This window comes from Brevibacterium samyangense (assembly GCF_039529845.1).
Lineage (GTDB): Bacteria > Actinomycetota > Actinomycetes > Actinomycetales > Brevibacteriaceae > Brevibacterium > Brevibacterium samyangense.
The window spans coordinates 211,641-217,298 of record NZ_BAAANO010000008.1; the positions used below are offsets into that span (position 1 = coordinate 211,641).

At 67.6% G+C, this 5,658-nt stretch carries 5 protein-coding genes; all 5 read left to right on the plus strand.

What is annotated here, in order from left to right; translation table 11 throughout:
* Positions 1 to 211 precede the first annotated feature (211 nt).
* Positions 212 to 817 carry an ATP-dependent Clp protease proteolytic subunit gene (locus ABD172_RS04945; RefSeq protein WP_344307475.1) on the plus strand — a complete coding sequence of 202 codons (606 nt, stop codon included), beginning with the start codon at positions 212 to 214 and terminating at the stop codon, positions 815 to 817.
* Positions 818 to 848: 31 nt separating this feature from the next.
* The gene (locus tag ABD172_RS04950) at positions 849 to 1,493 is read left to right on the plus strand and encodes an ATP-dependent Clp protease proteolytic subunit (protein WP_344307476.1); all 645 of its coding nucleotides are present in this window, start codon (positions 849 to 851) and stop codon (positions 1,491 to 1,493) included.
* A 341-nt stretch (positions 1,494 to 1,834) separates the two neighbouring features.
* A complete protein-coding gene (gene clpX, locus ABD172_RS04955; RefSeq protein WP_344307477.1) occupies positions 1,835 to 3,115 on the plus strand; it encodes an ATP-dependent Clp protease ATP-binding subunit ClpX in 1,281 nt (426 codons plus the stop codon).
* A 128-nt stretch (positions 3,116 to 3,243) separates the two neighbouring features.
* The gene (locus tag ABD172_RS04960) at positions 3,244 to 4,539 is read left to right on the plus strand and encodes an MFS transporter (RefSeq protein WP_344307479.1); all 1,296 of its coding nucleotides are present in this window, start codon (positions 3,244 to 3,246) and stop codon (positions 4,537 to 4,539) included.
* A gap of 73 nt (positions 4,540 to 4,612) precedes the next feature.
* Entirely contained in the window at positions 4,613 to 5,590 is a 978-nt protein-coding gene (locus tag ABD172_RS04965; RefSeq protein WP_344307481.1) for an aldo/keto reductase, read from the plus strand.
* The last annotated feature ends 68 nt before the right edge of the window (positions 5,591 to 5,658 follow it).

Sequence of the window (5,658 nt, forward strand, 5' to 3'; positions counted from 1 at the left end):
CCGAGGCGCCCCGCGCCTCCCGCCACCACCTCCCCTCCGGGAGACGGTGCCGGGAGGTGCGGGGCGCCTCGGCGTTCCCCGGCGGGTTTCCGTCTCCGGAGAGCAGACCCCGGGTTTCCGCCTCCGGCGAACAGGGACCGCTCGGGGAAAGAAATCCCCGGTGGAACGGTTAGAGTCACTGGAACAGTCTTCCGAACAACAGGAGTGCAACGTGACTACACACGAGTTCTCCCGCCCCTCCCTCGCAGAGGGAACCGGGGGCATGGGCCTCGACGATCACATCTTCAACCGTCTGCTCAAGGAGCGGATCATCTGGTTGGGTTCGGACGTGCGCGACGACAACGCCAATGTCATCTGCGCGCAGATGATGCTGCTGGCCGCGGAGGACCCGGACAAGGACATCGTCCTCTACATCAACTCCCCGGGTGGCTCGGTCACCGCCGGCATGGCCATCTACGACACCATGCAGTACGTGAAGCCCGACGTCGCGACCGTGGCGATGGGCATGGCCGCCTCGATGGGACAGTTCCTCCTGTCCTCGGGTGCGAAGGGCAAGCGTTACGCGCTGCCGCACACCCGCGTGCTCATGCACCAGCCGCTCGGCGGCTTCGGCGGTACCGCCACGGACATCAAGATCCAGGCGGAACTCATCCTCCACATGAAGCGGCAGATGGCGGAGCTCACCGCGGAACAGACCGGGAAGTCGCTCGAGCAGATCCTCCGGGACAACGACCGCGACAACTGGTTCACCGCCGAGGAGGCCCGCGAGTACGGCTTCATCGACAAGGTCATCACCTCGGCGTCCGACGTCGCCTGAGTCCGCCTTTCCAGACACCTAGGAGTCACCCATGACGATCCACAATCCCTGGGGTGCGGCCGGTCAGATGCCGACCTCGCGTTACGTGATGCCGCAGTTCGAGGAGCGCACTCCCTACGGCTTCAAGCGTCAGGATCCCTACACGAAGCTGTTCGAGGACCGCGTCATCTTCCTCGGCGTGCAGGTCGACGACACCTCGGCCGACGACGTGATGGCCCAGCTGCTCGTGCTGGAGTCGCAGGACCCGGACCGCGACATCACGCTCTACATCAACTCGCCGGGTGGTTCGTTCACCGCGCTCACCGCGATCTACGACACCATGCAGTACATCAAGCCGCAGATCCAGACGGTGTGCCTCGGGCAGGCCGCCTCGGCCGCGGCGGTGCTCCTCGCCGCCGGGACGCCGGGCAAGCGCCTCGCCCTGCCGAACGCGCGCGTGCTCATCCACCAGCCCGCGATGCAGGGCCAGGGTCAGGGGCAGGCCTCCGACATCGAGATCCAGGCGAACGAGGTGCTCCGTATGCGCGAGTGGCTCGAACAGACCCTCTCGAAGCACTCGAACAAGTCGGCGGAGGAGGTCTCGCGCGACATCGAGCGCGACCTCTTCCTCACCGCCGAGGGTGCGCTCGAGTACGGACTCGTCGACCAGGTGCTCACCTCCCGCAAGGGAGCCTGAGCACGCGGGGATTCCAGCGTCCGGGGGCGTCGGGGAGTGGGAGATCACTCACCGGCGCCCCCAGGCGTATCCGGGCGGCCGAGGCGCCGCGCACCGGGGTCCTCCGTCACCCGGGCAGGCCCGGGCGGGTCGCCTGACCGGGCCTGACGTCGTCGCGGTCGACGGCACGTCGGTGCTCCCGGGCGGACCGGGCCCGAGAAGGTGCGACACGCCCCGGGAAACGCGCGGCACGGCCGTGTCCGTACGATGTGATTAGGTGGTTGAGGTATGTGTTCGGACGGCGATAGGCTGATATCCCGCCCGATCTCGCGATCGGGCACAGCCCGCGAAAGGTAGTGACAGTGGCTCGCGGAACCGAAGGTGCAGACCTGCTCAAGTGCAACTTCTGTGGGAAGTCGCAGAAGCAGGTCCGGAAGCTCATTGCCGGCCCCGGCGTGTACATCTGCGACGAGTGCATCGGGCTGTGCAACGAGATCATCGAGGAGGAGCTCGGTCAGGCGAAGACCGAGCAGGAGACCGGTGAGCTGCCCAAGCCGCGCGAGATCTTCGAGTTCCTCCAGGAGTACGTCGTCGGTCAGGAACCGGCGAAGCGGGCCCTCGCGGTCGCCGTCTACAACCACTACAAGCGCATCCGCGCCCTCGGCGAGCGCGGCCCCGACGACATCGAGATCGCGAAGTCGAACATCCTCCTCGTCGGCCCGACCGGCTCCGGCAAGACCTACCTCGCCCAGACTCTCGCGAAGCGTCTCAACGTCCCCTTCGCGGTCGCTGATGCCACCGCTCTCACGGAGGCCGGTTACGTCGGCGAGGACGTGGAGACCATCCTCCTCAAGCTCATCCAGGCCGCCGACTTCGACGTCGAGAAGGCCCAGCGCGGCATCATCTACATCGACGAGATCGACAAGATCGCCCGCAAGTCCGAGAACCCCTCGATCACCCGTGACGTCTCCGGCGAGGGCGTGCAGCAGGCGCTCCTCAAGATCCTCGAGGGTACTCAGGCCTCGGTGCCGCCGCAGGGTGGTCGCAAGCACCCGCACCAGGAATTCATCCAGATCGACACGACGAACGTGCTCTTCATCGTCGCGGGTGCCTTCGCGGGCCTCGAGGACATCATCTCCTCGCGCCGCGGCAAACACGGGATCGGGTTCGGGGCGCTCCTCCAGTCGACGACGGACGAGGACGACGTGTTCTCGCACCTGCTCCCGGAGGACCTCCTCAAGTTCGGACTCATTCCCGAGTTCATCGGTCGTCTGCCGGTGCTCGCGACGGTCTCGAATCTCGACAAGCCCGCCCTCATGTCGATTCTCACCGAGCCGAAGAACGCGCTCGTCAAGCAGTACCAGCGGATGTTCGAGTTCGACAATGTCGAGCTCGCCTTCGACGAGGACGCACTCGAGGCCATCGCGGATCTCGCGCTGCTGCGTGGGACCGGCGCCCGCGGTCTCCGATCGATCATGGAGGAGGTCCTCCAGCCGGTGATGTTCGACGTTCCCAGCCGTGACGACGTCGAACGAGTCGTCGTGACGAAGGAGGTCGTGGACGCGAACGTCGCTCCGACGCTCGTGCCGCGCGAGGTCCAGCAGGAACGCGCGGCCCGGCAGCGTCGCCCGAAGTCGGCGTGATCGCGGCGCGCCTCTTGACGCTCTCCTGAGCGGCCTCCCGAGGCCCGCGAACGACGAGGGGAACCTCCTGATATAGCCTTCAGGAGGTTCCCCTCCTCCGTCTTCCCATCCCCTTCAGGAGTCCCTCGGTGGCGCTTCGCAACCTCTTCGCCGACACCCGTCCCCTCCGGGTGCCGACGTTCCGCCGTCTCTGGCTCGCCAATATCGTCACGGTCATCGGGGCACAGATGACCGTCATCGCGGTTCCCGCCCAGATCTACTCGATCACCGAGAGTTCGACCTACGTCGGTCTCACCGGGCTGTTCGGCCTCGTGCCCCTCGTGATCTTCGGTCTGTGGGGCGGCTCCCTCGCCGACGTGTTCGACCGGCGGAAGATCCTCGTGCTGTCGACGATCGGCCTCGTCCTCACGACCGCCGCGTTCTGGGCACTGGCAGCCGTCGACACGCAGAACGTCTGGGCCCTGCTCTGGGTCTACGCCGCTCAACAGGCGTGCTTCGCACTCAACCAACCCGCACGCGGCGCGATCATCCCGCTGCTCGTGCCCGCGGACCAGCTGCCGAGCGCGAACGCCCTCAACATGACCGTGATGAGCGTCGGTGCGATCATCGGCCCCGTGTTCGGCGGTGCCCTCATCCCGCTCTTCGGCTACGAACTCCTCTACGCGGTCGACACCTTCTGTCTCCTCGCCACTCTGTGGGCGGTCTGGAAACTCCCGTCCCTGCAACCGACGCACACCGGCGGGATCCGCCCGAAGGCGGGGCTGCGGATGGTCATCGACGGGTTCGCCTATCTCGTGACGAACAAGGTGGTGATGATGTCGTTCGTCGTCGACATCATCGCCATGGTGTTCGGCATGCCGCGTGCTCTCTTCCCGGAGATCTCCGCCGTCACCTACGGCGGCCCTCCGGACGGCGGTCTCGTGTTCTCGCTCCTCTTCGCGTCGATCGCGGCCGGGAGTGCACTGGGCGGGCTGTTCTCCGGTTGGGTGTCGAAGGTCGAGCGACAGGGCCTCGCGGTCGTGTTCGCCGTGGTGGCCTGGGGTGTGGCGATGACCGGCTTCGGTCTCGTCCTCCCGCTCGCACACTCCGCCTGGACGCTCTCGCTCATGTGCGCCCTCGCGTTCCTCGCCGCCGGCGGCGCGACCGACGTGATCTCCGCGGCGTTCCGCTCCGCGATGCTCCAGGAGGCCGCGCCGGACGACATGCGGGGGCGGCTCCAGGGTGTCTTCATCGTCGTCGTCGCCGGCGGCCCCCGGGTGGCGGACCTCCTCCACGGTGCGGTCGCCGATGCCACGAGCACGACGATCGCCACGGCCGGTGGCGGCATCCTCGTCGTCATCGGTGTCGTCGTCGCGGCATTCCTCGTCCCTGAGTTCGTCCGCTACCGTGTGGACCGTCCGGGACGTGACGTCGTATCGCAGTGAGCGCCACCGGTCCGTCCCACGTCGAACTCCGCCCCCGCATCCCCGCACCCCTCCCTCCAGGAAAGAGGCCCTCGTGAAGTACCAACCCCTCGGCAACTCCGGTCTCGTCGTGTCGAACGTCGGAGTCGGCTGCAACGCCTTCGGCCGCCGGATCGATCAGGCGGCCACCGACGCCGTCGTCGGCGCCGCCCTCGAGAACGGCATCACGTTCTTCGACACCGCCGACGCCTACGGATCCGGTGAGTCCGAGACGATGCTCGGCAAGGCTCTCGGTTCGCACCGTGAGGAGATCGTCATCGCCACGAAGTTCGGCATGGATCTCCAGGGTCTCTATCCGGGAGCAACGGAGGCGCGCGCCGGCCGGAACTACATCATGCGCGCGGTCGAGGGTTCGCTGAGGCGCCTCGGGACCGACTACATCGACCTCTACCAGCTGCACACTCCCGACCGCATCACCCCGATCGACGAGACCCTCGAGGCCCTCACTGATCTCGTGCAGGCCGGCAAGGTGCGGTACATCGGGTGCTCCAACTTCTCCGCGTGGGAGGTCGTCGACGCCCACCACACGGCGGACGCCCTCGGTTCCGCGCACTTCATCACGGCGCAGAACGAGTACTCCCTGTACAACCGTTCCGCCGAGGCCGAACTCGTCCCGGCCCTCGAGCACGTGGGTGCGAGTCTGCTGCCGTACTTCCCGCTCGCGTACGGACTGCTCACCGGCAAGTACACCCGCGGTGCGGCGGCTCCCCGGGGCACCCGCCTCGCGAGCGAGACCGCACGGTTCGATGCTGCCGACTTCGACATCGTCGAGGCGATCCGCGCCTTCGCGGACGCCCGCGGCATCACGATGCTCGACGTCGCGATCGGCGGGCTCGCCGCCCAGCCGACCGTCGGTTCCGTCATCGCCGGGGCCACGAAGGGCGAACAGATCGCGGCGAACGCGGCTGCCGGTTCCTGGGAACCCACGCCGGAGGACCAGGAGGCGCTCGATGCGATCGTCGCCCCCGGTGCCGGGAAGGGCTACCTGCCCTTCGCGAAGAACCGCGCCTGAGGGCGGCCGCCCGCGGGGCGGCCCCGCGGTCCCGGCACGTGCGCCGAGGCGCCACGCAGGACGACCTG